Source organism: Novosphingobium sp. LASN5T (assembly GCF_003856955.1).
Lineage (GTDB): Bacteria > Pseudomonadota > Alphaproteobacteria > Sphingomonadales > Sphingomonadaceae > Novosphingobium.
On record NZ_RQSI01000002.1, the window covers coordinates 132,025 to 157,449 of the forward strand.

Genomic DNA, 25,425 nt, shown 5'->3' on the forward strand with positions numbered 1-25,425 from the left:
TAAACGGCCGAGGCGTCAGTTTCCCTCGCAGTGCGTCCGAGGTTATCAGTAGCGCAACGTAAACTGGGCCGCGATTGTCCGCGGCTTCTCGATGCTCGCGGCATAGCCCGTATAAAATGGCGGAGCGTTGTAGGCGTTGTCTATAATGAGGTTGTTTGTGAGGTTTCGGCCAAGAAGCGCAACCTCGTAGCGTCCGTCCGCGAAGCCGAGCGCAACCCTGGCGTTGAGACGCTGCGCCGACCCGAAGTTATAGAGAAATTCGCTCGCCGGCGGATTGGACGAGCTCGGCGGACGGTAGAATTGCGAACTCCGCCATTCCAGATCCACCCCTGTCGTCAGGCTCACACCCCCAAGATCACGCGAATATGTGGCACCGAGATTGCCACTCCATTTCGGTGAAAAGCTCAGTGGCAAATCGTTCGATGTGTCATGCGTGTCGGCGTAAGTGACGGTGGCGTTGAGGCTCAGGCCGTCAATCGGGCGGACCATTGCATCGAGCGTAAAGCCGTCCGATCGCTGATTGAGAGAGCGATAGATCAGCAGCGCGCCATCCGCGACCGCATTCTGGAAATTATCGACGCGAACTCGGAAGCCGGAAAGGTTCACGTAGCCAATACCCGGAATGGTATATTTCACGCCGACCTCAAGGGTGTGCGCGGTTTCTTCGCTGAACTGCGCGCCTGAACGGAACGCCTCATACGTCGGGGCCGGTTTCGGCTGATTGTTGAAGCCGCCCGATTTCGTCCCCTGGCCATAGGAAACATAAGCCATGAGCTCGGGGCTAAACTCGTACTTGGCGGAAACGCTATAATCCACGGTCGTGCGGGCGCGCTTGACGAGGGTGGCAGGAAACGGCGGCTGCGAGGAATTGGAATAGGGGCCGGCAACAATGCGGGTGTTTCCGATAACCGCCCGTTTCTGCTCGCTGGTAACGCGGACGCCCCCCGAAAGCTCGAACTGATCGGTCAGCGCGTAACTCGAACTGGCGAAGGCCGAGAGCGTTTTCGTCACCTGGTCGAAGGCGAAATCGGTACTGCCGATCGCGGTTCGCGCAAAAATCGGGGTCGAGAATTTATCATGGCCGAAATAACCACCAAACAGCCAGTTGAAGGCACCGCCTTCGTCCGAAGCCAGACGCAATTCCTGCGAGAAAAGTCTGTCGCGCTCCTCGAAGCGAGCCGCAAAGAGCGCCGTCGGCAACAGATCGGCATCGATCGAGCTTGCCGCGTCATATTTCTGATACCCCGTGATCGCTGTCATCGTGACGCCATCGAGGTCGAGAACAGCGGTGCTGCTGACACGGTGGCTCCGATACTCGTCTCCCGTCGGACCATAAGGACCCGTCGCGCCGCTGAAATTGGTCCGGCCTGGCGCGGTGGGGAGGAAGGGATGCGCCACGAAAGATACGGGAACGTAGGAACTGCCTTTGGCGCTCCGATGATCGTATTGATAGACGAGGTCGAGCGTAAAGTTGGAAGCGGGAGTCCACTGCGCCGACGCTCGGCCACTATAGCTCTTGATTGCGGTTTCGTCGCGGTTGAGCGTGGCATTGCGAATCCAACCGCCGTCGTCACGATATTGCCCGGCGAAGCGGAACTTTAGGCTGTCAGACACAGGTACGTTGACCATGCCCTCGCCATAGACCGAATCCAGTTCGAACTCGTACCGGCCCGTCAAGGTCGCCTCGAACTTGCTGCGCGGCTTCTGGCTGTTGACGAGGATGGCCCCCAAGCTCGCATTCTTGCCCAGGATGGCCTGCGTCCCCTTCACCACTTCGATGCTCTGCAAATCGTAGGTGCCGATCAACATCGAGCGGCCGTGGCCGTTAGCGACGCCGTTGAAGAAGGGCATTACCGACTGTTCGAACGTCGTGCCAGCACCAGCCGTCCCCATGCCGTAAAGGAAGAGCGCGGGATTGCCGAGCGGACTCGTGTAAATTTGCATGCTTGGAACCAGTCTGCCGACATTGGTGACGTCCACGATCTGAGCGGCCTGCACCTCGTTGCCGCTGATGGCCTGAATGGTCGCGGCGGTATCCTGAAGATTCGTGCTGCGCTTGAGCGCGGTCACCACGATGGCGTCTTCGCCGCCATCTGCCGCTGCCACGCTGTCGCCCGGGCTCGTTCTATCCGACTGCGCAGCCGCCGGCGTCGCAATTCCCGCGATGGACACGCTGACCAGCAGTCCCAACGAAATTTTCATCTCTCTCTCCCTTGTCAATTATTTTCACAAAAAAGTCTATTTTTAATCTATGAATATTCCATATGGTAAATTTGATATAGGATAAGACCGACCTTTCTCATGCTTCCTCGCTCAAGAATTCGGGGTCTGGAGCAGATGGTAGTTGAGCGCCCGCCGCGCCTCGTCGAGCCGCATCCCGCCGCGCACAAGGTCACGGATCTGCTCCTCGACCGCCTCGATCCTTTCAGCGATCTCGGCCACCTCGGCGACCCGGTCCTTCGGGATCGCGACAACGCCATCGGCATCGCCGACCAGCCAGTCTCCCGGCTCGATCCGGACCGAGGCGACCTCGACAGCGACGTTGAACGCGTGGGCGGTTACACGGTCCTTGCCCGTTCGCATCGTACTGCCACGCGCGAACACCGGATAGGCGAGCTCAACGCAGCGATCACTGTCCCGGCAAACGCCATCGATAACGGTGCCGGCAACACCCTTGGTCGATGCGACAAAGGTCAGGATGTCGCCCCAGACAGTCGCATCCATGCGGCCGTCGTTCGCGATCAGCACGACTTCGCCCGCGGCGACGTCATCTATATAGTCGCCGACACTCCCGCCGGTGATGCCCACAGGGAGCATCTGGATGGTGAAGGCAGGCCCGGCGAAGCCCATGGTCCGAACGACGGGTGCAAGGCCCAAAATCTGTCCAGGGATGGCGAGTTTATCAAGCGCGTCGGAAAGCGCGGTGGTTCCGACCGCGCGAAGCCGCGTCGAAATGTCGGCCCCGCTCATAGCGCATCCTCTGCGAGCATATCTTCGTAATCGGTGCCCATCACTTCGTCGATCGGCACACCAGCCGCGATGTCGCGGGCCATCATTTGTTCGCGTGCGAAGATCCGCTCGGCCATCGCCAGAATTTTCTCGAGGCTATCCGCGGCCAGGAACACCACGCCGCTCGCATCGGCGATAACCCAGTCCCCCTCCCTCACCGCGAGGCCTGCAACCGTGATCGGCTCCCCATGCGCGAGTTCGGCCACACGACCGCGCGCGGTGACAGGCACGCCGGCACGTGCATAAACGGGGAAACCAAGTTCGGACGCCTCGTCGATATCGCGCACCGCGCCGTCGACGATCACGCCTTCGATGCCCCGCGCGATCGCGCCACGCGATAGCAGGCCTCCCCAGCCCGATACGTCGACACGTCCCCGATGCTCGACAACGATGATATCGCCTGCCTTTGCCGCCACGATCGCGCCGGCGCCAAGATGAACCTTCGGCCGCCCTGCGACCGGAGCGCCAAGGCGCACCGTGCGCACCCGACCGGCAATACGCGCACGCGCCGTTAGCGGGAGGAGACCGTGGATTGCGCCCGGAAGCCCGAGCGCATCGAGCGCATCGGACAGTGTCGGGGTATCGAGCGCCAGCAGCCTTGTTTTGAAATCTCTCGTCGTCATCGATCCTGCCCTGTCGGTGTCAGTCCGCGATCCAGCCGATCGCGTCACATTGAAGAAGCATGTTTGCCGCCAGTCCTTCGTTGGCCAGCGTGTGCCGCGCCGGACGGCTTTCGGGATCGGGAAAATGCCGCAGCCATTCCGCGTTGATCGCCGCTCGCACGGAGGGGTGCTTCACATGAAAAGTGATCCGCGCGATGCTGCCGAGATCGCCGCCCGCCGCTTCCATGATCGCCGCAAGATTTTCGAAGGTGAGTTGCACCTGCGCAGCCGAATCGTCGGGAATCGTACCGCGCGCCCGGTCGAGACCATAAACCCCGCCGGTAACGACGAGCGGGCCAACGCGGGACGCCGCCGGGATCGGCTGATCGCCATGGCTGAAGCCGGGCACCGCGATGCTCCGCCGACCGCTCATGATTCACCGTCTTTCCAGACGGCGAACCCACACCCGATCCCGGTGCCGGCCGCAGTTCGCCGGATCGGTTCATATTCGACCCAGGAAAGGGGAAAATGGTTCACCGCGCCAGCCGTCATCACCCAGTTGAGTATTTCCGAGGATCCCTCCTTGAGCGCCTCGAACGGAAGACTGCGCAGGATCGTCCCGTCCGGTTCGGCTAGACCCTCGATAACGCGCCAATCGAGGGCTTCCTCGACAACGAAATGGCTGAGACCACCCGAGGCGAGAACGGCCACCTTGAGATCGAGCGGGCTCGCTTCAATCGCCTCGCGAAGCTTGCGACCGATGTCGAAGCAGCGGCCAGGCCGGGGAACGTTGGGGGGATAATAGGTGTTGAGAAGTACAGGCACCATGGGAATGAGACGCTGTCCGAACAGACGCTCGGCCGGAAAACCGAAGGCATGGCCGAAGCCCGACTTCCCAGGATCGGTTACTTGCTCGGCGATCGCTAGATCGACCTCGCGGTCCATCAGCCCGTCTATAATGTCGAGCGCGAGGCCCGGATGCCCCGGAAAGACATGGGTTTCATCCATGCCATAGCCTTCGGCAACCTTCTGGAGCCAGGGCGCCAGTTCATCGTCGAAGCTGTGAGTGATAATCTCGGCGCCCCAGTACACCGCGACCGCCGGCATGTTGCCGGGGGCGTAAAGCTCCTCCTGGTCGTCGCCGATCACGACGATTACATCGGGATCGGCTTCGGCGATCTCAGCCGCCAATCGATCGAGATGCGCCTGACAGCGCGCTGCGATGGCGCAGAACGTCTCGGGCGTCACCCCCTCGGCATAGGGAGCGCCGCGAAGTGCGACGAGGGTTTCGTAATCAACGAGCTGTCCGTCTGCCAGGCTAAGCCGGGGATTGCGGAGATCGGCAGCCGCACGGTTGTGCCAGTCCTCGCCATCGAGTGTAAGCATCGGGCTGTGCGATGTCGCAGCCCCTAGAACGATGCGCGCCATGCCTAGATATCCAGACGCGCAAAGAGATGGCGGGCATTGCCTTCGAAAATCGCGGTGCGGGCGTCATCGTCAAGCGCGGGGATCGCCTCGATGAGCGGCTTGATATCGTCGTAGGCGCGGCCGGTGGCCGGGTCTATCCCGCCGCCGGAGCCCGGGCGCTCGGTCCCGAAGCAGCAGCGATCATGACCAACCGTTTTGAACAGCAGTTCAAGCGAGTCCGGGTTATGCAGCACCGTATCGAACCAGAATTTGCGCAGCACTTCATCGAACGTCGGCGCATCCTGAGGTACGCGGCCGGCCGCTCGCGCCATTTCGCGGTGTGAGCGCCATCGACCGACCTGATAGGGGATCGGGCCACCGCCATGGCTGATCATCAGCTTAAGATCGGGAAAGCGGTCGAACACGCCAGCGCGATAGATGGACGTGATGGCAAGGCCTTCTTCCGCCATGAAATGCTCGTCATAGGTCTCGCGGCCGTTGCAGCACTGCCCCGAATGGATATGCGCGGGCAGGTCGAGCTCGCACAATTTCTCGTAAAGGGGATACCAATAGGGATCGCCAAGCGGCGGGCTTGCGTTCATCCCCTCACTCGGGTCCGGGTTCAGCAGGACGCCGACGAAGCCCAGGTCATTCACGACGCGATCTATTTCATCGAACAGCGAGGTGACGTCACGTCCGGCTTGCTGCGGCAGGGCTCCAACGCCGCGAAAGCGGCTCGGGTGCATCTTGACGGTGCGGGCTATCAGCTGGTTGCTATCGACCGTCCAGTCAATGATGTCATGCCAGCGCGCGGTCCCGTTCACCATCAGGAAGGGCCGCGGCGAGAGCAATTGAAGGTCGGTCCCGACACCGTCCATAATCGCGACATTCTGCTCAGCGGAAGCAGCAAGATCCTTGTCGCTGACGATGGCGCTGAGATGATCGCCATATTGCCCGCCCGACACTAGCAGATTGCTGCGGTGAGCGTAAAAGGAATTGGGCGCGACAAGGTGCGCGTGCGCGTCGATGATCATGCTTGGATGGCTCCGTTTCGAAGTCGGTATATGTCGAGCGTGGTCTCGCCTGCTTCGAGACGACGAAAGATCGTGCGTTCTTCCGCTTCGCGCGCTTCGGCAGCGGCGACGACAGCGGTCGCCTCCGCTGCCGGAATCGCAAACAGTCCATCGGCGTCACCAACGATCAGGTCGCCTGCGCGAACAGTGACGTCGCCCAGCCGAACCGGCTCGCCGATCGCGCCATCGCCGCCGAAATCCTTCGCCGTCCCCTGAATGGCGACCGAGGTGCAGAAAGTCGGGAAGCCAAGTTCCACAAGTTGGCGACTGTCGCGAATGCCTCCGGTGAGCACGAGGCCCGCAAGGCCCCGCGCCACAGCGGCGCGGGCCATCACCTCGCCCCAATGGCCGTAACCTTCGCCGGCGCCGACATCGGCCACGAGCACCGCGCCGGCTTCCGCTTCCGCAATGGCACGGTGAAGCCACAAATTATCACCGCGCGGGGAGCGTACGGGAAAAGCGGGTCCGGCAAGCAGCATAGATACGGAAAGGGGCTTAAGACCGAAAGGTAGGGCCCCTCGCCTGCCGGCAGCTTCGTGCAACGAGGCGGTCCCCAGCCCGGCCGCGCGGCCGAGCAATTCCGCTCCGAACGGATACGACCATCCCGCCATCGACTCAACCTCTCCGTTCGGTTCATGTTTTTAGTTTTATTATACCGTTTGGATAGTTTAGCAAGGCTCCGATGGATATGTTGTAAAATTTAGCTACAGATCAGGCCTTTACGAACGCGCAGCCAGCCGTCGCGACGCGCTCATGCCAATGGGCGCGCGATGGTGAGCCCGCCGCGCCTTGTTTTTTGAAGTTCGACGCCGCGCGCCGGACACCGCGGCACCCGCGCGATGCGGTTCCGATCAGGTTGCGCGCAGCAGCAGCGTTACCGCGAAGCGGCCGTTGTGGCGGCCGAACGTGACCGTGCCGTCATGCGCGGCCGCCACGCGGCTGACGATGGCAAGGCCCAGCCCGGTCCCCTCGCCGCCACGCGCGCTATCGCCGCGGGCGAAGGGGCGCAGCATCTGTTCGCCCGCGGTCGGCGCGATGCCGGCGCCGGCATCGCTGACCGTGATCCGCAACGCCCCCGCTTGCACCGCAGCGTTCATCATGACCGGCGCCACGCCGTGACGCGCCGCGTTCGACAGCAGGTTGCCCACGGCCCGCGCCACCGCCTGCGGCCGCAGCGCGAAGGTCAGCCCGGGTGCGACATCGGGCGTGACCGTGCCCACCAGCCCGGCATCCGCCACCGCGCGCGCCAGCAGCCCGGCCACGTCGGTCGGCACCTGCGCCTCGTTCTCGAAACCCCGCCCGAAATCGAGGAACTGGGTCAGCATCGCCTCGATCCGGTCAACCTGCCGCAGCGCGGTTTCCTCCAGTTCCTCGTCCTGCCCGCGCAGCATTTCCAGCGAGAGGCGCAGCCGCGTCAACGGCGTGCGCAAGTCATGGCTGACCCCTGCCAGCATCAGCGCCCGCTCGGCTTCCTGACCCGCGATCCGCGCGGTCATGCGGTTGAGCGCCCCCGCCACGGCGGCCACTTCCTCCGGACCGGAGACGTCGAGAGGCGGCTGGGCTCCATCGGCGCGGTAGCCATCGACGCTTTGCGCCAGTTGTCGCAGCGGCCGGTCGATCCGGCGCTGCAACGCCAGTCCGCAGGCGATCGCAATCACGAAGGCCACGAACGAGGCGAGCATCAGGCTGGCCAGCGCCCCACGCTGGCGCGGTGGCGTGATGCTGACCCAGTAATCGCGCTGCCCCATGCGCAGCAGGAACCATAGCCGCCCACCCGTATCGGTGCGCCAGACGAGTTCGTCCTGCATGTGCAGGCGCGAGGCGAGCGTCAGCGTGAACTGCCGCTCGACCATCGTGGGAAAGCGCGGCCCGTCCGAAGGTACGTCCGCCGCCGGGCGCACCGCCATGCTGCCCGCGCGGTTGATCCCGTCGATCAGCGCCGCCTGGCGAGCCGGGTCCATTTCGCGCATCGCCTGCGACAGCGCGGTGACCATGTCAGCGGTGACGGCGGCGACGCGGATCACTTGCGGGCGGATCACCAGCGTCATGACGAGAAAGCCGGCGAGCAGTTGCCCCGCCAGCACCACTGCCACCAGCAGCGCCACGTTGCGATGGAACAGCCGCCGGAACACGCGCCTCAGCCCCCCGCCGTCCGGTCGGCCATGCCGTCCGTCAACACATAGCCGACGCCCCATACCGTTCGCACATGGCGCGGATCGGCCGCGTCGTCGCCGATCGCGCGGCGCAGGCGCACGATCTGCACGTCGATGGCCCGGTCGGTCACTTCCGCATCACGCCCCAGCGCGCGTTCGATCAGTTGCGCCCGGCTGAGCGGCCGCCCGGCGCTGCGCGCCAGTGCTGCGAACAGCGCGTATTCGCGCGAGGACAACGGCAGCACCGCACCGTCGCGGCTGACCGTCATCGCGGAGAAGTTGATGCGGAACGGACCGATCTCTTGCTCCTCGTCACGCGTCATGGTCCGCTCCGGCCCCAACCGGCGCAAAATAGCGGCCAGCCGCGCTACCAGTTCGCGCGGCAGGAACGGCTTGGCGAGGTAATCGTCCGCGCCCATCTCCAGCCCCAGCACGCGGTCGATCGGATCGCCGCGCGCAGTGAGCATGATCACCGGCGTGGCATCGCCCGCAGCCCGCAGCCGGCGCACCACCGCCAGGCCATCCTCGCCCGGCATCATCAGATCGAGCACGATGACGTCGGCCGGCTCGCGTTGCAGCGCTGCGTCCATTGCCTTGCCCCCGTCCACCGCGCGCACGGCATAGCCATGCTCCGACAGGAAACGCTGCAGCAGCGCGCGCAGTTCAGAATCGTCGTCGACAACAAGCACGCGGGGCGAACGGTGGCTCATGCCCCGCCTTGTGCCATTCCCGCCGGGCCGCCGCCAGCGCGCAAGCTGTGACAAATGGTGACAGCGCGCCGTGCGTGTCACGCCTTGCCGCATCATCGCGCTTCGTCGGCATTGCCATGACATATCGCCTTGCCATTTCCTCGCCATCGCCAGTCAACGGCGTTCATTTTCACGCAAAGGAAACCAGACCATGATGCGCAAGACCATGAACACGATGATCGCCATGCTCGCCGCCACCACCCTGCTTGCCGGTGCCACCGCCGCCGAGGCACGGCAGGGTATGGTGCGCGTTCGCGGCGCCAACGGCGCGGCCACCGGCGTCGCCGGGCCACGCGGCATCGCCGGACGCGCCCACGGCACCTATCAGTCGTCCGACGGCACGGTGATGCATGCCAGCGGCAGCGCGTTCCGGGGCGCCAACGGCAGCCGCGGCTATCGCGGTTCGTCCACGTCCGTTTCGCCCGACGGCACCGTAACGCGCAGCGGACAGGCCGCCGCCAGCGGTGCGCGCGGGTCCGCCAGCAGCGCGGGCAGCTTCACCCGCTCCGCCGACGGCACCTGGAATGGCAGCCGCTCTACCCAGGCGACGAGCGCCACGACCGGCAATTCCTATTCGGGTTCGACCACGATCGATCCCACCACGGGCAAACCCGTCCATTCCGGCACCTGCACCGATGCCTCTGGCGCCACGATCCCCTGCCGCTGATCCCGGCGCTTCCGTATCCCTCCGGCGCGGGGAGCTTCCGGCTTCCCGCGCCTTTCCCGTCGCCAAAAGGAAAAGCGTATGAGAGCCCTTTCGATCGCGCTGGCCGCGCTGGCCATGATCCCCACCCTCGCCCATGCCACCCCTGCCCGCGCCGCCGCGCTGCCCGAAGGCGCCGCCGATCGCCTGCGCGAAGCCGATGCCAACGGGGATGGTGCGATCAGCCGCGCCGAACTGGGCGCATGGCGGGTCAGCCAGTGGCAACGCATGGATCGCAACGGCGACGGCGCTTTCTCGCGCGATGACCTGCCCGCGCTGATGCGCAGCCGGTGGGACTCCGATCGTCTGGTCAAGCTGCGCCAGGTCTACGACCGCAATGGCGATGGACGAATCAGCCGCACCGAATTTGTCGACGGCCCCGCCCCTGCCTTCGAGGCCGCAGATACCAACCGCGACGGCGTGGTCAGCGCGCAGGAGATGCGGGCGTTGAAGGCCCGCAAGGTCGGCTGAGCCGCCGCCTGCATTCCCGAAACGCCCCCTTGCTGCCGGACGTTCGGCCGGATCGATCAGCGCTTGATCGGCAATCCGGCCGAAGCCCACGCGTTGAAACCGCCGGCAAGATGTGTATCGACGGCGGCCTGCGCCACCGCGCATTTGTCGAGCGCCATGGCCGAACGCTTGCCCCCAAGGCAATTCAGCACCAGCTTCTTTCCGCCCGCATCGGGCAGACGCGAAGCCTGAAACGTCGACAGCGGCATGTTGACTGCGCCGGGAATATGACCGGCAGCGAACTCGTCCGCCTCGCGCACATCCACCACCATCGCCTTGCCATCGTCCAGCAGCGCCGCGAGTTCGGTCGCGCCGATTTCCGCATGCCGGGGCTTTCCGAAACCAAAGACCATTCGTCGTCCCTTCCGAGTCCGGAGGGCGATTTGCGGCGCCCTCACAATTGATGTTGCTAATATTGTAATTACATTATATAAGTCAATTGTAATTTACAGAGAGCGATCGGTGAAGGAGCGCGACAATGCACAAGGATTGGCCAGCGATGGCAACCGAACTCTCCGGTGCGATCAAGGAAGTGCGGCTTGGCACGCCGGAGGTGATGAAGGCGTTTTCGGCGATGGCCAAGGCCGCTACCGACGCCGGCGCGCTGGATAGCAGGACCAAGGAGCTGATCGCGCTGGCCATCGCCGTGGCGATCCGCTGCGACGGCTGCGTCGCCTTTCACGCCCAGGCGGCGGTGAAGCACGGCGCGACGCGCGAAGAGGTCATGGAAACCATGGGCATGGCGCTCTACATGGGGGCAGGCCCCAGCCTGATGTACGCCGCGCAGGCGGTCGAGGCCTATGACCAGTTCGCGGCAAAGGGCTGATTGCCAGAACGGACGAACCGTATGTCCCCGACCGATGCCGCAATCGTCATCTGCCCCCGGTGTGCGGCGGCCAACCGCGTGCCGCAGGGGCGGCTGACGCAGCATCCCACCTGCGGCAAATGCAAGGCGCCGCTGTTCACCGGCCAACCGGTGAACGCCACGCTGGCCGCGTTCGACCGGCACGTGGGCAAAGGCACGTTGCCGGTGCTGGTCGATTTCTGGGCCGAATGGTGCGGTCCGTGCAAGATGATGGCGCCGGCCTTCGCCTCGGCCGCGCAGGCACTCGAACCCTCGGTACGGTTGCTGAAGGTCGATACCGAACGCGAACAGGCGCTGGCCGCGCGCTATGGCATCCGTTCGATCCCGACGATGATCCTGTTTTCCGGCGGGCGCGAGGTGGACCGCATCTCCGGCGCGATGGACGCACGCCGCATCGCCGCCTGGGCGCAACGCCCCTGATCGTTGCCGCCCAGCCCCAACTCTTCGCCCCAACGCATCACGAGCACGCCCTCAACCCACGCAAAAGGGGCGACCGTTGCCGGCCGCCCCTTCGCTGGCGTTTGTGCGCCGGGGAAGATCAGAACTTCTTGTTCACCGTCACCGCGAATTCGCGTGGCCGGCCGACGTTCGAATAGGCCGTGCCGGCGGACGACGCGAGCGCCTGGAACCGCAACGGCAGGTAGTAATACTTGTCGAACAGGTTCTGCGCTTCCACCGAGATCGACAGATCCTCGTTTGCGTTCCGCCAGGTGATGCGGGCGTTGGCCAACGTGTAGGACGGATTGTAATCCAGCGGACCGAAGTTGCCGCCGCCCAGCGCGAGGCGCCCGATCGTCTGCTTGCCGACATGCGACAGATCAATGCGTGGCGTGATGGAACCGGAAGAACCGAGATCGGCGCGGTACTGCACGCCAAGGCTCCACCGCCACTTCGGCGTGGTGATCGGATCGGCCAGACGGATCGATCCGCCCACCGTCGGCCCGATGCGCGACCACGAGCCGTCGATGTAGCTGAGCGAACCATCGATATCGAGACCGGGGATCGGGCTTGCGCTCAGTTCGGCCTCGGCGCCCGCCATATGCCCGTCACCCGCGTTCTGGATCGCCGCGCAGGGGAACGGATCGGTCCCCACGGCAAAGCCATCAAGCAGCGAACAGTCGCCGATCGGCAGCTGGATATTCTTGTAGTCGTTGTAGAAGCCGGAAAGGTTCAGGCGCAGCTTGCGGTCGAACAAATCGGTCTTCAGGCCGCCTTCGTAAGCGGTCAGCGTTTCCGGCGTGAAGGTGCCGTTCTTCGCCTGCGCCTTGGTGAACGGACGCGCGGTCACACCACCGCCCTTGAAACCGGTGCTGACGGTCGCATAGGCCAGCACTTGCGGGCTGAAGCGATAGTCGACCGAAATGCGCCAGTCGACCTTGTGGCCATCGTACTTGGCAACCGAACCATCCAGCGCGCCGACACCGAAGATATCGACCAGCGGACCGCCGCTCCAGTTCTTGCGAACGAAGGTGTAGTCCTTGTGCTCCTTGGTGTAGCGCAGACCACCGGTGATCGTCAGCCCTTCGACGGGCCGGACGATCACCGTACCGAACGCCGCCTTGCTGTTGGCGTTGACCGGATCGTTGCCCAGGAACTGCAGGAACAGCGGCGGCGCGCCGTGGCCGATATAGCGGATGTCCTGCCGGGTGAAGTAGATCGACTGCTGGTCGTTGTAATAGCCACCCAGGGTCCAGTCGACCATATCGCCGATCTTGCCGTTAAGGCGCAGCTCCTGGCTGAAGAAGCGGAAGCGCAGATCGTTGAAGCCGGCGCCGCCAATGAGCGGATCGGGCGTGTAATCGTCATCGGTGCCAAACTGTTCGCGATATTTACGATAGGCCGTGATCGACTGGATCTTCAGCGAATCGTTCAGCGAAATGTTCAGATTGCTGGAAACGCCCCAGCCCGTGAACTTCGTGGTGTTGGGCATGGTATAGGCTTGCGCGGCCTGCCCGCCAGCCGGAAGGTAGAAACTGGCATAGGTGCAATAGCGGCCGCAGGTGAAATCGATCCCGTCCGATTTCGCCGGGTTGGAATAGGACAGCACACCCGCCGCATTGGTGCGGTTTTCGTAGGTGTAATCCCCGGTCACCGTCCAGTCGATCGTGTCGTTGGGATTGTAACGCAGTGACCCGCGCAGACCCGAATAGTTCTTCTCGCCAAGCTTGGCGACAACGCAGTTCGACGGCGTGGAGGCATTGCCGGCGATACCGAGGGCATTGCCCGGCTTTGCGCAGCCATAGTCAATCTGACTGACATAGCCGTCCTGGCGCTTGAACACCCCGGAAACGCGGGCATAGAGCCCCTCGGCAAGCTTGAAATTGGCACTCCCGCGCAAATCGATGCGGTTGCGGGAACCATAGGCCGCCTCGACCGAGCCGCTGTTTTCCGCGGCGGGCTTGGCCGAGAACAACTTGATCGCGCCACCGATGGAGTTCCGGCCCGTCAGCGTTCCCTGCGGACCACGCAGCACTTCCACGCGATCCAGGTCCAGCAAATCCATGACGCTGCCGGTCAGGGTCGCGAAATAGACGTCATCGACGTAGATGCCGACGCCCGGTTCGTAGGCGGGGTTGAAGTCATACTGGCCGATGCCGCGAATGTAGGCTGCCATCGACGATCCGAAGGCCCCGCCCATCTGCGTGAGCTGGACGTTGGGCGCCTGGGCCGCGATCTGCGAAATATCGGTTTGGTTGCGAGCTTCCAGCAGCTTGGAATCAACCGCCGTGATCGACAACGGCGTGTCTTGCAGGCGTTGCGAACGGAACTGCGCCGTCACCACGATTTCACGCGACGCGGCGGCTTCATCGGATGTTGATTGCGCCTGCGCCGCTTCCTGCGCGAAGGCCGGCATGGCGAGACCAAACGCCAGCGCCGCGGCACTTCCCGCGGAAAAAAGACGCACGATTCCTGCAGTACGGTTGGCGATTGCCATATCCCCTCTCCTGTTAGTATCCTCTACGGGACAGCCTTGCTAATTGTTAGTTAGGCATACAAACTTACGCGTGGCAAGCGCTTCCTGCACCATGTCGCCGCAAAAACGGCGCTGATGCACAAAAGTCACAAAACCACCACCAGCCTGGCTGCCGCCTCTTGCCGTTCGCGCCCGGTGCGGCGATAGGCAACGCCATGACTGCCAAGGCTTCCGCCACGCCCGATCCGCAGACCGGCGGCACCGACAACGTGGCCCTGCTGATCGACCTGCTGAAGCTGGCCACCTTCATCGCCGGCCCGATGCGCGATGGCGTAGCGGAGCCGCTCGCGCTCAGTTCCAACGATCTGCGCGTAATTCTCGCGCTGGGCGGCGAAGGCGAACTGGCGGGGCACGACCTGTCCGAAATCATGGGAGTGCCCCCCATGAATGTCAGCCGCGCGCTGGCCAGCCTGCTGGAACGCGGCCTTGTCGAACTCGGCAGCGATCCGGCGAACCGCCGCCGAAAGCCTTTCCGGCTGAGCGCGCAAGGACGGGCGACTTTCGCCAGCACCCTGCCCGCCATGGAGAAAGTCGGCGGCGCCCTGTTCGCCGATCTCGACAAGGCGGAGCGCATGGCTTTCGGCCAGGCAATGCAGGCCGTGCTGGCGCGTATTCCGGGCTGGATGGACCGTCACAGTCCCGCCTGACGATCGCACCCAAGGTCCGTCATGATGTAGCCTTGCTGGCCAGCACCGCACCGAACCGGGGATGCGCAAAGTGCATCGGCACATCATGGCGGTGTGGCCATGTCTGGCGGATTTCCGCGCTGCGGATTTCATCAGGGCCGAACGGGTTTTCGGGATAGCACGCGGTCAGGGGCTGGAGATGCGCGGTGGTCTTCGACCAGCCGGTTTCATATTCGCTCTGCCACTGCATCATGTAGTCGAGCCGCTTGATCTTCCACACGCCGTCTTCGCGCACGTAGTCGTTCTCGTAGATACCCGCTTCCATGAACTGGAGCGGCAGGCCTTCCGGCTTGAACGCGCGCGTTTCGTGGCTGCCGCCGAACAACATCCCGCGAAACCGGCCTTTCGCGGTCTGCCGGTCGGGCGCGACGGTGATGATGTCCTGCATCTGGAAATGATCGAGCAGGAAGCCATAGGCCGGCGCCTCCTCGCCCGGCGCAAGGAACAGGCTGCGGAACCACGTGCCATAGAGCCGGCGCGCGCCTTCCCGCCCCCGGTAGATGCCCGAAAGGAAGATCACCTCGCCGTCCTCGGCAAAAAGCTCTGCCACGTCGTCGGCGCGGTTGAAATCGATGTAATAGCCATAGGCCCAGTGCAGGCGGCGGATGGCGTTGACGTCCTCCAGCAAGCCCACACGGCTTTCCAGCGCCTCCAGGCGGGCAGCAACATCCGTCATTTCAACTCTCCCAATTTCGATCTTTGTATGCAACACTAACAATAACAATCGATGGAACCATTGCGAGAGGAAAACATGGCGCTTGCCCAAAAAGACGGTTCGGAATGGTCCGGCCAGGTCGCGTTCGTAACGGGTGGCGTCACGGGGATCGGCCTTGGCGTGGCGCAGGCGCTCAGCGATGCCGGCTTGCGGCTGGCGCTTAGCTATCGCAACGAGGCCCATCGCGAACTGACCGCGCGCTGGTTTGCCGATAAAGGGCGGGAACAGCCGCTGTTCGTGCCGCTGGATGTAACCGACCGCGCCGGCTTCGCCGAAGCGGCCGAGGCCGTGGAAAGGCATTTCGGCGCGGTGCACGTGCTGGTGAACAACGCCGGTGTCAGCGTGTTCGGCCCCACCGACGAGGCGAGCTATGCCGACTACGACTGGATCGTGGGCGTCAATTTCGGCGGCGTGGTTAACGGACTGGTTAGCTTCCTGCCCAAGATCAAGGCGGCCGAGGGACCGCGTCACGTCGTCAACATCGCCTCAATGGCGGCCTTCCTGCCGGGGCCGCAAGCCGGCATCTACACCGCCAGCAAGTTCGCCGTGCGCGGCCTGACCGAATCGCTGCGCTACAACCTAGCGCCCCACGGCATCGGCTGTTCGCTGTGCTGCCCGGCGCTGACCCGGACCAACGCATGGGATTCGGCGCTCAAGCGCCCGGATAGCTTCGCCGAGAGCGGCTTTGCCCCCGTCGCCCGGGCCGAGCTGGAGCAGTTCGGAACGGCTTTCGAGGCTGGCATGGACCCTTACGAAGTCGGCTGCAAGGTGTTCGCCGGCATGATCGAAGACAAGGGGCTGATCCTCACCCACCCCGAATTCCGCGAGGACTTCGAGGAAATCTTCCAGGAGAGCCTGAACGCCCTGCCCGACGAGGACGCGCCGCCGGCGCGCCTCGAAATCGAACGGCTACGCCGCGCGGCGAACAAGGCGGCAAAGGCGGGCAAGATTGTGAGCCTGTCCGATCTCACCTGACGGCCGCCGGTTGCGCCGCGCCGCTTCGCCGCTATCCTCGCGATCGGCGGGGATTTCGCGGAGAGAAGACGATGTGCGATCAGGATACGGAAGCCGATAACGAAAGCTGGCTGGCGCTGAACCGCCGGCAATTCACTGCCCTGGGCGCGGGCGCGGCGGCAATGGCGATCGTTCCCGGCTGCATGGCCCAGACGCATGACGGCGCGGGCAGCAGCAAGACGGCCAGCCGCGCGGTGACGATCACCACGCCCGACGGCAAGGCCGATGCCTTCTTCGTCCACCCCGAAGGCGGCAAGCATCCCGCCGTGATCCTGTGGCCCGACATCGCCGGCCTGCGCGATGCCTACAAGACCATGGGCACGCGGCTGGCCGAGGCGGGTTATGCCGTGCTCGTGGTCAACCAGTACTACCGTTCCAGCCCGGCGCCGATTCTCAACAGCCTGTCGGAATGGCGCTCGCCCGAAGGGCAGCAGAAGCTGGCGCCGATGATCGCGGCGATCACCCCGGCGGGTACCGTGCGCGATGCGGCGGCTTTTGTCGCCTGGCTGGATGGGCAGGCGGAAGTGGATACCAGCCGGAAGATCGGCACCTGCGGCTATTGCATGGGCGGACCGTTCACCGTCCGCACCGCGCTGGCCAATCCCGCGCGTGTCGGCGCGGCAGCTTCGTTTCATGGCGCCAGCCTGGTCAACGACACGCCCGACAGCCCGCACAAGCTGCTTGCGCAGACGCAGGCGGCCTACCTCTTCGCGATCGCGCAGAACGATGACGCCCGCGCGCCAGACGACAAGGTGCGGTTGCGCGAAGCGGCCGACGCGGCGAAGCGGCCTGAGGAAATCGAGGTCTATCCCGCCCAGCACGGCTGGTGCACGATCGATGCGCCGATCTACGACAAGGCGCAGGCCGAGAAGGCCTGGGGTCGCATGCTCGCGCTGTACAAGCAGTATCTCTGAGAGGGTCTGTCAGGCGGAAATGCTGCACGCCGCCTCGCGCAGCATTTCCGCATTTTCCTCGATCATCTGGCCGGTTGAGCGGGGTTTGCGCCCCGTCAACCGCTCGACGTGGTCGGAGCGGATTTCCAGGAACCCTTCGCGGATCGCCCGGCCGAACGAGACCATGTCATCGCTGTTCCACGGAATGCCGTTGACGGACTGGTCATCGACGGGCCGGCGCGGAATGCCCATGGCGTCGAAGATCGCGTACTGGGTCGCGTCATCCACCGGCTCATAAGTCAACGGCTGCCCGGTAGCCTCCGCCATCAGCGCCGCCACGTCGCGGAAACTCTGCAATTCCGGCCCGGTAATGTCGTAAGTGCGTCCTAGGTGCCCCTCGCCAACCAGCACCGCTGCGGCGCAATCGATGCAATCGTCCCGCCAGACCATCGCCTCACGCCCGTCGCCGGCATTGCTGGTCCACTTGCCCGCCTGCATCACGCCCGGCCCCGCCATCAGCACCATCGCATCGGCATAGTGCGCATCGCGCAGCATGGTCCAGCCGCAGCCCGAGGCGCGGATGAGTCGTTCGGTCTCGATATGATCGTGCCGCACTTCGGCCGGGTTCGCCGGATCGTCGATGCCGATGAAGCTGGTATAGACGATCTGCCGCACCCCGGCCGATGCCGCCGCCGCAATCGCCGCCCGGTGCTGCTCCACGCGCGCGCCCACCCGCGTCCCGCTGATCAGCAGCATCCGATCCGCCCCGATCACTGCTTCGGCCAGCGTCTCCGGCAGGTCGAAATCGCCATAACGCACCGTGCAGCCTTGCGCCGCGCGGTGCGCCAGCTTTTCCGGCTTGCGCGTGATCAGGATCAGATCGGCCCCGCGCCCTTGCGCGATAAGCCGGTCTGTTACCCCTCGCCCATAGTTGCCGGAAGCGCCGGTGATGACGATCCGCGTCACGCCGCCGCCGCGTCCAGTTGCGCCTGCGGCACCCACCAGCCATGCACCTGCGGGCGCAGCCGGGCGGGGATCGCCACTTTCGCCACGGGCCCCGCCGCGAGGTTGCCGGCATCGACCACCCAGGCCTTGTGCACGAAGCTGTTGTCGCCGACCTGCCGGTCCACGATCATGACCAGCCAGCCGTCATGCGCCGGGTCCTTCGCCGGCACGTGTACCGGCTCGTTATAGCCGGCCTGCGGCGGCAGGGGCAGCGCCTGCGAGAGGTGCGGCGCGCCCGTGTCCATCCCGTCCAGGCGCACCAGCAGGTTGAAGCTGACGCCTACCGGCCCGGCGAAAAGCGGCGGTCCCTGCAGGTCCGGATTCATCGACAGCATCCAGCCATGGCCATAGCGGCGCCCCTGCTTCGCGGCGGGGATCACCGGGAAATCGCCGGGAGGGCCGATGATCGTTTCGGTGACGTCGCCACCCTCCGCGGTGGGATCAACGGTCCAGCGAGTCAGCGCGCCCCGGACCTCCTGCGGCGCCATGAAGATGCCCGATGGTTCGCGGATGAAGGCAAAGGCGTTGGTGTTGTTGAGGCACGCATCGAAGTGCAGCAGCCCGCTCTCATCCTCCCACGCGTTCATCATGTGGTAGGAGTGGCACCCCTTCGGCCCCTTGAACCACTTGATTTCCGATACGTCGCCATAGCGCGGCATCACGCCCAGCCAGGAAGCGAGTTCCGGTTCGTGGTGCCAGTGTTCGCCCCCGGCCTGGATGCGCTCGAGATCGGCGGTAGTCGGATAGATCGGGAACAGTGCATAGTTCTCGCTGATCGTGAAATCGTGCATCATCGCGCAGTACGGCGCATCGAACCACTGTTCCGACTTCAGCGTGCCATCAGGGCCGACGATGCAGTAGGCGACTTTCTGCGAGGCGAGGCCATCCGCCTCGTAGCCATAGAAGAACAGCTCGCCGGTACTCGCGTCGATCCGCACGTGCGCGGTCATCGTCTCGGACTTCAGCGCGCCATCGAAGTCATGCGAACCGATGGTTTCGAGCGTTGCGGGATCGACGCGATAGGGGCGCCCATCCTCCTTCGCCATCAGCAGACGGCCGGCGTGCCAGACCGGCGTGGTGTTGGCGACCGTGCGGTCGATCCCGCGCATGTCCTCGTCATCGGTAAAGGGATTGCGGTATTTGCCGAAGCGCGCACGGCCCAATTCCTTTTCCGCCTTGTGCCGCGCCGTTTCCACGAAGCGGATGGCGAAGTCCGCCGTGCCGTCCGCGTTGAACGACAGGCGGCTGACCATGCCATCGCCCGACAGCGTGTGATCGCTGGCGAACTTGGGCGGATAGGCCGGGTCGGGAACCGCGCGGAAGAAGCTGCCACGCACTTCGGCCGGCAGCGTGCCCTCCACCGTCAGCCCCTTCAATTCGACCTCCTGGCCAACCGGCTCGTTCAGGCCGGTGAAATACGGAGTCTGCGGGAAAGCGCCCATCGATCCTCATCCTAACAATTGTTATTATTTCTCCTTACAGGGTGAAACTGGCGATGCCAACCGATTCCGCAACGGCGCTCGCCACGATTGGCAATGGACGGAACTGCAGCATTCGCGCTTTTCGGCCGCGTCAAAACGGAAAGGACCGCCGCCGCGAAAGCGACGACGGTCCTGGAAGCTGCCTTCCCGCTGAGCGGGTAAATCGGCCTCCTCTCCAACCGGTCAGAAGTCCTTCCTGAAACACCCGGCGCTGGCGAACGGCTCGTACAGCGATGTGAAGTGGGGCGTGATCAACAGGGTCCGGACTTCAAACGAAACGGGCTGCGACTCCTGGCTTTGACGCTTGTCGGCAAGCGAGCTATTCCGGGAAAATAGCCTTCTAAGCGGCGCGGTGCAATCATTGTTGCAAAGGGGGCGCCACGGGGCGCCGCAATTGCAACACCAGCGGACGGGATCACGCCCACCACCAGGCCGTCGCGCGCATTTCGATGCTGACGCGGGGCGGCGCGTCGGGCGGGCAATCGGGCAGGTCGAACGCCACGTGGGGAACGTGATGCGCTCTGCCCTCGTCGGTATCGTTGGTCTTGAACAGGATCGCCTCATCGCGCGTCAGCGCGGGGAAATAGTGCCAGCGATGCGCGGCATTGTGCGCGACGACCAGCCCTTCGAACGACCATTCCGGCTTGCCCTCCTCATCGAACACGGCATCGGCTTCGATCAGATCTTCCCGCGCCAGCGTGCGGGCATCGCACAGGGCCAGCGGCACGTCCTGCGGCGGGGGCGAGATCGCGCGCCATACGTTGTAGTGCGCGCAGCGCACGAACGGCCTGCCCGCCGCACCGCGTTCGCCGAACAGCGCGGCGGTCTTGTCCGAGATGTCGATATGCGCGAAGCGCGCCGGCATGGAATTGTTGAGGCTGCCCGCCCGACCCGACCGTTCGCTGAAGCGCAGCAGGCCGGGGCTGCCGACATGGACATGATCGGCGCCGGTCACCTCGCGTACCAGCTCCGCGATCTCGTGCATATGCAGTGAAACGACCTGTTCGCGGTCCGCGAAATCGGAAACGGCACTGGGATGGGCGACGAGTTGGAATCCCTCACGATCGATCGCGGTTCCCTCAGCGCGCGCATCGTGCATCGGCATGGGCACCGGGGCGATATCCACCTCATCCCGCTCATGCGCGTTGGCATAGTAGCGCGGTCGGGCGAAGCGGCGGCCCGAATAGGCGATGAGCGCTTCCATCACGGCATCCTTCTCCTGCGCCCGCCGTTGCCCGCGGGCCTTCCGGAGAAAAGACCACAATTGTTAGCATTGCAAACAGAAAGGCCCACTTCACCAACCGGCGAAGCGGGCCTTCCAGGAAACCGTAGGAGAATCAGCCCTGCGCGAGCTGCTGCTCCAGTTCGCCCAGCACGCGGTAGCAATCGAACACCTTGGCCACCGAGCTGTTGGGGTCGCGGCCTTCGCGGATCGCGCTGACGAATTCGCGGTCCTGCAGTTCGATGCCGTTCATGCTGACGGCAACCTTCGATACGTCGATCGGCTCTTCCTTGCCATTCACCAGATCGTCGTAACGCGCGATATAGGTCGCGGTATCGCCGATATAGCGGAAGAAGGTGCCCAGCGGCCCGTCGTTGTTGAACGATAGCGACAGCGTGCAGATCGCACCGCTTTCGCTCTTGAGCTGGATCGACATGTCCATGGCGATGCCCAGCTCCGGATGGATCGGGCCTTCCACCGCGTTGGCCTTGACGATCTTGCCCGCCTGATAGGCGAACAGGTCCACCGTGTGCGCGGCGTGGTGCCACAGCAGGTGGTCGGTCCACGAACGCGGTTCACCCTTGGCGTTGATGTTCTTGCGGCGGAAGAAATAGGTCTGCACGTCCATCTGCTGGACGTTGAACTCGCCCGCCTTGATCCGGTTGTGCACGAACTGGTGGCTGGGATTGAAGCGGCGGGTGTGGCCGACCATGCAGACCTTGCCGGTTTCCTCCTGCACGCGCAGCACGTCCTGCGAATCCGCCCAGCTATCGGCCAGCGGAATTTCCACCTGCACGTGCTTGCCCGCCTTCATGCAGGCGATGGCCTGCGATGCGTGCATCTGGGTGGGCGTGCACAGGATCACGGCGTCCACGTCGTCGCGCGCCAAGGCGTCTTCCAGTTCGGTGGACGAATGCTTCGCGCCATACTTGGCGGCAACGGCGGCGGCCTGTTCGCCGGTGCGGCTGATGATCGAGACGATTTCGACGCCATCGATGTTCTTCAGGCCATCGAGGTGCTTTTCGCCGAACGCGCCGGCGCCTGCGAGGGCGATACGCATGGGGTCAGTTCCTTCAAAAAAGACCGGGCGGCCCGCAAGCCGCCCGGCAGGGTGGATCGGAGTGTCAGTCCGCCGGTTCGAGCACGATGTGCCCGATGGCGGTGTTCGAACAGGGAATGTGGTAGTGGCGGTTCAGCCGCTTGACCTTCTTGCCCAGCGCGCCGCGCATGATCAGCCACATCACCATTTCGATGCCTTCGCTGCCGGTTTCGCGCAGGTATTCGATGTGCGGGATATGGCGCACATCGTCGTTGTCGGCTTCCAGCAGATCAAGGAACTTGTTGTCCCATTCGCGGTTCAGCAGGCCGGCGCGCGGCCCCTGAAGCTGGTGGCTCATGCCGCCGGTGCCCCAGATCTGCACGTTCAGGTCTTCGGGGAAGCTTTCCACCGCGCGGGCAATCGCCTCGCCCAGCGCCCAGCAGCGGTTGCCCGAAGGCACCGGATAAGTGACGACGTTCACCGCCAGCGGCACCACCTTAACCGGCCACTTTTCCGGCTGGCCGAACATCATCGACAGCGGCACGGTCAGCCCGTGGTCCACGTCCATCTCGTTGATGATGGTCATGTCGAAATCGTCGAGGATCAGGCTTTGCGCGATGTGCCAGGCAAGATCGGCGTGGCCTTCCACGTCGGGCACCGGCCGCGGCCCCCAGCCTTCGTCGGCCGACTTGTAGTGCTCACCGCAACCGATCGCGAACGTCGGGATGATGTTCGCGTCAAAGGCGGAAGCATGGTCGTTATAGACCAGGATCACCACGTCGGGCTTCGTTTCCTTTTCCCATTCGCGGGTCCATTCGTACCCCTTGAAGATCGGGCCGAAGTAATCGTCCTGCCACTTGCCCTGGTCGACAGCGACACCCAGCAGCGGCACGTGGCTGGAGCCAACGCCAGCGGTAATACGGGCCATCTCAGTAGCCTCCCTTGATCGAACGGTTGCCTTCCGGCGAGCGGCCGCCGTTGAGCATCATCTGCTGGTATTCGGGGAACGTCATGTCGGTCATCGTCGACACGGCCTGGGCGAAGCTGAACCCGTCGGTCGAAAACAGCTTGGACAGGAAATAGACGTTTCCGCCCAGATCGAGCAGCCGGTTGTAATCCCGCGCCAGCAGCGCTTCCTTGGCCTCGTCGGAAATGTTCCATTCGTCGAGGTAGGCCTTTTCATCGGCCTTGAAGCGTTCGCGATTGTCGGCCTTCATCAGGCTCATCGCGAACTGGTTGATCCAGTATCCCCGCCGGGCGCGCTTGGCCGTGTAGACCCGCGTGCCGGGGATATCGTCGAACTCGGCCAGGTATTCGTGGATATTCTGCCGAGCCTTTTCGCCAGCATCTTTCTGGTTGCTCACAGGCCCCTCTCCTTCAGTTTGGCGTCGAGACGCGGGAACACCCGGCGGGCGTTGCCTTCGAAGATCGCGTGGCGTTCCGCGTCCGAGATAGCGAGCGCATCGACATAGCGCTTGGTGTCGTCGAAATAGAAACCGGTGGTCGGATCGATCCCGCGCACCGCGCCGACCATTTCCGATCCGAACAGGATGTTCTTGTTCTCGATCACGTCGGCCAGCAGATCGATGCCCGGCTGGTGATAGACGCAGGTATCGAAGAAAACGTTGTTCATCAGGTGCGTGTCGAGGCCGGGCTTCTTCAGCATGTCCGCCAGCCCGCGATACCGGCCCCAGTGATAGGGCACCGCGCCGCCGCCGTGCGGGATGATGAAGCGCAGGGTCGGGAACCGGCCGAACAGGTCGCCTTCCAGCAACTGCATGAAGGCGATCGTGTCGGCCGCGATGTAATAGCCGCCGGTGGCGTGCATCGCCGGGTTGCACGAACCCGAAACGTGGATCATCGCCGGCACGTCCAGTTCCACCATCTTCTCGTAGAACGGGAACCAGTATTCGTCCGTCAGCGGCGGATGCTTGAAGTGCCCGCCGCCCGGATCGGGATTGAGATTACAGCCGATGAAGCCCAGCTCGTTAACGCAGCGCTCCAGTTCGCGGATCGAGCTGGTCATGTCCGCTTCCGGCGACTGCGGCAACATGCACACGCCCGCGAACGTTTCGGGGTAGAGGCGCACGACCCGCGCGATCAGGTCGTTGCAGACCTGCGCCCACTTCACCGCAACCGACTGGTCGCCCACATGCGGCGCCATCGCCGAAGCGCGGGGGCTGAAGATCGTCATGTCCGCGCCGCGTTCCTTGAGCAGGCGCAGCTGGTTGCCCTCGATCGTCTCGCGGATCTCGTCGTCCGAGATTTCGGGATAGGGCGGGCACTCGGTCCCGGCCTTGAACGCGGCCTTCTGCTTCTCGCGCCATTCGTCGTGCGCCTTGGGCAGCACGGTGTAGTGGCCGTGGCAGTCGATGATCATGGTCATTCGCTCGTCACTCCAATCCCAACCCTACCTCCGTTCGTGTCGAGCGAAGTCGAGACACCCGCGCTGGGCATCTCGACTTCGCTCGATGCGAACGGAATTGCTTTTCCGGCCTGCTCGCGCTGGCGGCGCACGGTGCCGCTGGTCATCACCGGTTCGATACCCAGCGATTCCAGCGTCTTGCAGCTTTCCTCCATCTCGGCGGCGCGGCGAATGCCGTGCGTGGTCATGCGCTCGACGTTGTAGGCGGCGCGGACCGTCCAGCTTTCCCGCTTCTCGCTGGCGTCGAGCGAGGCCAGCACCTCGTCGACCACGCCGGCGGCGCTGGCCGCCAGCATCATCTCGGCCGTCAGTGCCTCGATGCCTTTGACCATGATCGACCGGATCATCTTGATCGCGCTCGCCCGGCCGATCTCGGCCCCCACGATGCGCACGTTGGCGAACCCGGCTTCACGCAGCAACGCTTCCGCGCGTGCCGCCGCTTCGCCCGCCAGCAGCAGCGGCACGTTCATGCGCGCGGGATGGACCGGCGCCAGCACCGCCACGTCGACATAGCGCCCGCCCGCCGCCTCGATCGCCTTCGCAGCGGCGCGCTTGGTGTCGGGCGCCACCGAATTCATGTCGCACCAGATCGCCCCCGGCTTCAGCAAACCGGCATAGTCGCGCGCCGCCGGCAGGGCGGAATCCGCCGTCACCAGCGAAAGCGCGAAGTCCGCGCTGGTCAGCGCGCATTCGGCGGTGGCGCAGGCGACGACGCCGGCCTCCTCCATCACCGCGCGCCGCGCGGGATTGATGTCATAGGCCAGCGCGCCCGCTTCCCAGCCGGCGGCCTTGGCGAATGTGGACCCGGCTTCGCCGAACCCGATCAGGGCAAGTGTGGCATCCATCGATCGCCCTCCTGCGCGGAGAGGCCCGCGCCGGGAAATGCAAAGATGGGCGCGG

The 25,425-nt window shown here is 64.3% G+C and carries 27 protein-coding genes; 7 read left to right on the plus strand and 20 right to left on the minus strand.

All coding sequences use genetic code 11. The features are described from left to right. Positions 1 to 45: 45 nt before the first annotated feature. The 9 genes from EH199_RS02985 to EH199_RS03025 form a co-directional block, all read right to left on the minus strand. A complete protein-coding gene (locus EH199_RS02985; RefSeq protein ID WP_124807770.1) occupies positions 46 to 2,202 on the minus strand; it encodes a TonB-dependent receptor in 2,157 nt (718 codons plus the stop codon). A 111-nt stretch (positions 2,203 to 2,313) separates the two neighbouring features. Then, complete coding sequence (locus tag EH199_RS02990; RefSeq protein WP_124807771.1) at positions 2,314 to 2,970, minus strand: RraA family protein; 657 nt, start codon at positions 2,968 to 2,970, stop codon at positions 2,314 to 2,316. Continuing rightward, positions 2,967 to 3,632, minus strand: a complete 666-nt coding sequence (locus EH199_RS02995) for an RraA family protein (protein ID WP_124807772.1) — start codon at positions 3,630 to 3,632, stop codon at positions 2,967 to 2,969. Before EH199_RS02995 ends, EH199_RS02990 begins: the two co-directional genes overlap by 4 nt. A 19-nt stretch (positions 3,633 to 3,651) precedes the next feature. Further along, positions 3,652 to 4,044: a RidA family protein gene (locus tag EH199_RS03000; RefSeq protein WP_124807773.1), complete on the minus strand. Its 393-nt coding sequence runs from the start codon at positions 4,042 to 4,044 to the stop codon at positions 3,652 to 3,654. Then, on the minus strand, positions 4,041 to 5,039 hold the full coding sequence (locus EH199_RS03005; RefSeq protein WP_124807774.1) for an extradiol ring-cleavage dioxygenase: 999 nt from the start codon (positions 5,037 to 5,039) through the stop codon (positions 4,041 to 4,043). The genes EH199_RS03000 and EH199_RS03005 overlap by 4 nt, the downstream gene beginning before the upstream one ends. A 2-nt stretch (positions 5,040 to 5,041) precedes the next feature. Then, positions 5,042 to 6,052, minus strand: a complete 1,011-nt coding sequence (locus tag EH199_RS03010) for an amidohydrolase family protein (RefSeq protein WP_124807775.1) — start codon at positions 6,050 to 6,052, stop codon at positions 5,042 to 5,044. Beyond that, positions 6,049 to 6,702 (minus strand): RraA family protein, encoded by a 654-nt coding sequence (locus EH199_RS03015; RefSeq protein WP_124807776.1) that lies wholly within the window; start codon positions 6,700 to 6,702, stop codon positions 6,049 to 6,051. The genes EH199_RS03010 and EH199_RS03015 overlap by 4 nt, the downstream gene beginning before the upstream one ends. Positions 6,703 to 6,942: 240 nt before the next feature. Beyond that, positions 6,943 to 8,223 carry an ATP-binding protein gene (locus EH199_RS03020; RefSeq protein ID WP_223806441.1) on the minus strand — a complete coding sequence of 427 codons (1,281 nt, stop codon included), beginning with the start codon at positions 8,221 to 8,223 and terminating at the stop codon, positions 6,943 to 6,945. Between the two features lie 5 nt (positions 8,224 to 8,228). Continuing rightward, positions 8,229 to 8,954 carry a response regulator gene (locus EH199_RS03025; RefSeq protein ID WP_124807778.1) on the minus strand — a complete coding sequence of 242 codons (726 nt, stop codon included), beginning with the start codon at positions 8,952 to 8,954 and terminating at the stop codon, positions 8,229 to 8,231. A gap of 190 nt (positions 8,955 to 9,144) precedes the next feature. On the opposite strand from EH199_RS03025, the gene EH199_RS03030 reads away from it, so the two are divergent. Together EH199_RS03030 and EH199_RS03035 are read left to right on the plus strand one after the other, a co-directional pair. Next, on the plus strand, positions 9,145 to 9,660 hold the full coding sequence (locus tag EH199_RS03030) for a hypothetical protein (RefSeq protein ID WP_124807779.1): 516 nt from the start codon (positions 9,145 to 9,147) through the stop codon (positions 9,658 to 9,660). A gap of 78 nt (positions 9,661 to 9,738) precedes the next feature. After that, positions 9,739 to 10,167 carry an EF-hand domain-containing protein gene (locus EH199_RS03035; protein ID WP_124807780.1) on the plus strand — a complete coding sequence of 143 codons (429 nt, stop codon included), beginning with the start codon at positions 9,739 to 9,741 and terminating at the stop codon, positions 10,165 to 10,167. A gap of 56 nt (positions 10,168 to 10,223) precedes the next feature. On the opposite strand, the gene EH199_RS03040 is transcribed toward EH199_RS03035, so the two are convergent. Continuing rightward, complete coding sequence (locus EH199_RS03040; protein ID WP_124807781.1) at positions 10,224 to 10,559, minus strand: rhodanese-like domain-containing protein; 336 nt, start codon at positions 10,557 to 10,559, stop codon at positions 10,224 to 10,226. A 125-nt stretch (positions 10,560 to 10,684) separates the two neighbouring features. Here EH199_RS03040 and EH199_RS03045 point away from each other — a divergent pair, with 125 nt between their 5' ends. Together EH199_RS03045 and trxC are read left to right on the plus strand one after the other, a co-directional pair. Beyond that, complete coding sequence (locus EH199_RS03045; protein WP_124807782.1) at positions 10,685 to 11,032, plus strand: carboxymuconolactone decarboxylase family protein; 348 nt, start codon at positions 10,685 to 10,687, stop codon at positions 11,030 to 11,032. Between the two features lie 21 nt (positions 11,033 to 11,053). After that, positions 11,054 to 11,491, plus strand: coding sequence for a thioredoxin TrxC (gene trxC / locus EH199_RS03050; RefSeq protein ID WP_124807783.1), 438 nt, complete (start codon positions 11,054 to 11,056; stop codon positions 11,489 to 11,491). Between the two features lie 118 nt (positions 11,492 to 11,609). Here trxC and EH199_RS03055 read toward each other — a convergent pair whose 3' ends face one another. After that, positions 11,610 to 14,006, minus strand: a complete 2,397-nt coding sequence (locus EH199_RS03055; protein WP_124807784.1) for a TonB-dependent receptor — start codon at positions 14,004 to 14,006, stop codon at positions 11,610 to 11,612. Positions 14,007 to 14,200: 194 nt separating this feature from the next. Between EH199_RS03055 and EH199_RS03060 the strand changes: the two genes are divergently transcribed. Then, positions 14,201 to 14,692 carry a MarR family winged helix-turn-helix transcriptional regulator gene (locus EH199_RS03060; RefSeq protein WP_124807785.1) on the plus strand — a complete coding sequence of 164 codons (492 nt, stop codon included), beginning with the start codon at positions 14,201 to 14,203 and terminating at the stop codon, positions 14,690 to 14,692. Between the two features lie 19 nt (positions 14,693 to 14,711). Here EH199_RS03060 and EH199_RS03065 read toward each other — a convergent pair whose 3' ends face one another. Then, the gene (locus EH199_RS03065; protein WP_124807786.1) at positions 14,712 to 15,407 is read right to left on the minus strand and encodes a nuclear transport factor 2 family protein; all 696 of its coding nucleotides are present in this window, start codon (positions 15,405 to 15,407) and stop codon (positions 14,712 to 14,714) included. A gap of 75 nt (positions 15,408 to 15,482) precedes the next feature. Between EH199_RS03065 and EH199_RS03070 the strand changes: the two genes are divergently transcribed. Continuing rightward, on the plus strand, positions 15,483 to 16,421 hold the full coding sequence (locus tag EH199_RS03070) for an SDR family oxidoreductase (protein ID WP_124807787.1): 939 nt from the start codon (positions 15,483 to 15,485) through the stop codon (positions 16,419 to 16,421). A 71-nt stretch (positions 16,422 to 16,492) separates the two neighbouring features. Further along, entirely contained in the window at positions 16,493 to 17,374 is an 882-nt protein-coding gene (locus tag EH199_RS03075) for a dienelactone hydrolase family protein (protein ID WP_124807788.1), read from the plus strand. Positions 17,375 to 17,383: 9 nt separating this feature from the next. Here EH199_RS03075 and EH199_RS03080 read toward each other — a convergent pair whose 3' ends face one another. The 8 genes from EH199_RS03080 to EH199_RS03115 all read right to left on the minus strand — a co-directional run bounded on the left by EH199_RS03080 (position 17,384) and on the right by EH199_RS03115 (position 25,370). Continuing rightward, positions 17,384 to 18,319, minus strand: a complete 936-nt coding sequence (locus EH199_RS03080) for an SDR family oxidoreductase (protein ID WP_124807789.1) — start codon at positions 18,317 to 18,319, stop codon at positions 17,384 to 17,386. After that, complete coding sequence (locus EH199_RS03085) at positions 18,316 to 19,800, minus strand: carotenoid oxygenase family protein (RefSeq protein WP_124807790.1); 1,485 nt, start codon at positions 19,798 to 19,800, stop codon at positions 18,316 to 18,318. The genes EH199_RS03080 and EH199_RS03085 overlap by 4 nt, the downstream gene beginning before the upstream one ends. A 454-nt stretch (positions 19,801 to 20,254) precedes the next feature. Continuing rightward, positions 20,255 to 21,043 (minus strand): CmcJ/NvfI family oxidoreductase, encoded by a 789-nt coding sequence (locus EH199_RS03090; protein WP_124807791.1) that lies wholly within the window; start codon positions 21,041 to 21,043, stop codon positions 20,255 to 20,257. Positions 21,044 to 21,176: 133 nt separating this feature from the next. Beyond that, entirely contained in the window at positions 21,177 to 22,121 is a 945-nt protein-coding gene (locus EH199_RS03095; protein ID WP_124807792.1) for a Gfo/Idh/MocA family oxidoreductase, read from the minus strand. A 64-nt stretch (positions 22,122 to 22,185) separates the two neighbouring features. Beyond that, positions 22,186 to 23,028: a class III extradiol dioxygenase subunit beta gene (locus EH199_RS03100; RefSeq protein WP_124807793.1), complete on the minus strand. Its 843-nt coding sequence runs from the start codon at positions 23,026 to 23,028 to the stop codon at positions 22,186 to 22,188. 1 nt (position 23,029) lies between these two features. After that, on the minus strand, positions 23,030 to 23,464 hold the full coding sequence (gene ligA, locus EH199_RS03105; RefSeq protein WP_124807794.1) for a protocatechuate 4,5-dioxygenase subunit alpha: 435 nt from the start codon (positions 23,462 to 23,464) through the stop codon (positions 23,030 to 23,032). After that, a complete protein-coding gene (locus EH199_RS03110) occupies positions 23,461 to 24,486 on the minus strand; it encodes an amidohydrolase family protein (RefSeq protein ID WP_124807795.1) in 1,026 nt (341 codons plus the stop codon). Before EH199_RS03110 ends, ligA begins: the two co-directional genes overlap by 4 nt. Further along, positions 24,483 to 25,370 carry an NAD(P)-dependent oxidoreductase gene (locus EH199_RS03115; RefSeq protein ID WP_124807796.1) on the minus strand — a complete coding sequence of 296 codons (888 nt, stop codon included), beginning with the start codon at positions 25,368 to 25,370 and terminating at the stop codon, positions 24,483 to 24,485. Before EH199_RS03115 ends, EH199_RS03110 begins: the two co-directional genes overlap by 4 nt. Between the last annotated feature and the right edge of the window lie 55 nt (positions 25,371 to 25,425).

Coding starts and splice junctions, on each gene's coding strand:
- EH199_RS03110 (WP_124807795.1), bottom strand. CDS start 24,486: ATGACCATGATCATCGACTGCCACGGCCACTACACCGTGCTGCCCAAG.
- EH199_RS03015 (WP_124807776.1), bottom strand. CDS start 6,702: ATGGCGGGATGGTCGTATCCGTTCGGAGCGGAATTGCTCGGCCGCGCG.
- EH199_RS03025 (WP_124807778.1), bottom strand. CDS start 8,954: ATGAGCCACCGTTCGCCCCGCGTGCTTGTTGTCGACGACGATTCTGAA.
- EH199_RS03065 (WP_124807786.1), bottom strand. CDS start 15,407: ATGACGGATGTTGCTGCCCGCCTGGAGGCGCTGGAAAGCCGTGTGGGC.
- EH199_RS03115 (WP_124807796.1), bottom strand. CDS start 25,370: ATGGATGCCACACTTGCCCTGATCGGGTTCGGCGAAGCCGGGTCCACA.
- EH199_RS03085 (WP_124807790.1), bottom strand. CDS start 19,800: ATGGGCGCTTTCCCGCAGACTCCGTATTTCACCGGCCTGAACGAGCCG.
- trxC (WP_124807783.1), top strand. CDS start 11,054: ATGTCCCCGACCGATGCCGCAATCGTCATCTGCCCCCGGTGTGCGGCG.
- EH199_RS03095 (WP_124807792.1), bottom strand. CDS start 22,121: ATGCGTATCGCCCTCGCAGGCGCCGGCGCGTTCGGCGAAAAGCACCTC.
- EH199_RS03075 (WP_124807788.1), top strand. CDS start 16,493: ATGTGCGATCAGGATACGGAAGCCGATAACGAAAGCTGGCTGGCGCTG.
- EH199_RS03070 (WP_124807787.1), top strand. CDS start 15,483: ATGGCGCTTGCCCAAAAAGACGGTTCGGAATGGTCCGGCCAGGTCGCG.
- EH199_RS03005 (WP_124807774.1), bottom strand. CDS start 5,039: ATGGCGCGCATCGTTCTAGGGGCTGCGACATCGCACAGCCCGATGCTT.
- EH199_RS03055 (WP_124807784.1), bottom strand. CDS start 14,006: ATGGCAATCGCCAACCGTACTGCAGGAATCGTGCGTCTTTTTTCCGCG.
- EH199_RS03045 (WP_124807782.1), top strand. CDS start 10,685: ATGCACAAGGATTGGCCAGCGATGGCAACCGAACTCTCCGGTGCGATC.
- EH199_RS02995 (WP_124807772.1), bottom strand. CDS start 3,632: ATGACGACGAGAGATTTCAAAACAAGGCTGCTGGCGCTCGATACCCCG.
- EH199_RS02990 (WP_124807771.1), bottom strand. CDS start 2,970: ATGAGCGGGGCCGACATTTCGACGCGGCTTCGCGCGGTCGGAACCACC.
- EH199_RS03040 (WP_124807781.1), bottom strand. CDS start 10,559: ATGGTCTTTGGTTTCGGAAAGCCCCGGCATGCGGAAATCGGCGCGACC.
- EH199_RS03000 (WP_124807773.1), bottom strand. CDS start 4,044: ATGAGCGGTCGGCGGAGCATCGCGGTGCCCGGCTTCAGCCATGGCGAT.
- EH199_RS03100 (WP_124807793.1), bottom strand. CDS start 23,028: ATGGCCCGTATTACCGCTGGCGTTGGCTCCAGCCACGTGCCGCTGCTG.
- EH199_RS03090 (WP_124807791.1), bottom strand. CDS start 21,043: ATGGAAGCGCTCATCGCCTATTCGGGCCGCCGCTTCGCCCGACCGCGC.
- EH199_RS03030 (WP_124807779.1), top strand. CDS start 9,145: ATGATGCGCAAGACCATGAACACGATGATCGCCATGCTCGCCGCCACC.
- EH199_RS03010 (WP_124807775.1), bottom strand. CDS start 6,052: ATGATCATCGACGCGCACGCGCACCTTGTCGCGCCCAATTCCTTTTAC.
- EH199_RS02985 (WP_124807770.1), bottom strand. CDS start 2,202: ATGAAAATTTCGTTGGGACTGCTGGTCAGCGTGTCCATCGCGGGAATT.
- EH199_RS03035 (WP_124807780.1), top strand. CDS start 9,739: ATGAGAGCCCTTTCGATCGCGCTGGCCGCGCTGGCCATGATCCCCACC.
- EH199_RS03060 (WP_124807785.1), top strand. CDS start 14,201: ATGACTGCCAAGGCTTCCGCCACGCCCGATCCGCAGACCGGCGGCACC.